We start from the raw sequence: 734 nt of genomic DNA, 5'->3' as shown, positions 1-734 counted from the left end.
GATTTGGACGAATCACTGAAAGTTGATGAGAGAAGCGATAAATGGAACTCACTGCATATCAATTTCCAACATGGTGGAGAATCAAACGCGTGGCATACTTTAAAATCGTTTCTATCTGGACGGGGACAAAACTACGCGTTCAACCTTTCTAGCCCCTTTGAGAGCATGCAGTCTTGTAGTCGGCTTTCGCCTTTTTTAGCGTGGGGCAACATTAGCTCAAAACAGGTATTTCAATACTTAGAGCAGCATAGATCACAGCGGGCATGGGGACGCACTATTAGCGGTGTGCAATCACGTCTGCAATGGCGTGATCATTTCATCCAAAAATTTGAAAGTGAGCACGACATGCAATTTCGCCCCGTCAATAAAGGGTATGAACACTATCCCTACGAGCACGATGCGCATGAAATAAATCGACGGCTCGAAGCATGGAAAACTGGCAATACGGGCTTCCCGATAGTTGACGCGAGTATGCGCGCCTTGATCAACACTGGGTATTTGAATTTTCGCATGCGCGCAATGTTGATTAGCTTTCTATCACATCAACTCAATCTAGATTGGCGTTTAGGCGCTGCCCACCTTGCAAGCGTCTTTCTTGATTTCGAACCCGGCATTCATTACCCCCAAATTCAAATGCAAGCTGGAGTAACGGGGATAAACGCTATTCGCTTATACAACCCTGTCAAACAAGCCATGGAACGAGATCCTGAGGCTCGATTTATCCAAAAGTGGAT

The 734-nt window shown here is 45.8% G+C and carries 1 protein-coding gene; it reads left to right on the top strand.

Going from position 1 to position 734, the window contains the following annotated elements; all coding sequences use genetic code 11:
• Window positions 1–734: FAD-binding domain-containing protein (locus tag A3739_RS18285; protein WP_197472424.1), on the top strand; the 734-nt coding region annotated here is incomplete at both ends.

The organism is Oleiphilus sp. HI0067, assembly GCF_001635735.1.
Note: the sequence above shows the minus strand (reverse complement) of the source record. Positions and strands in the feature narration are given on the sequence as shown.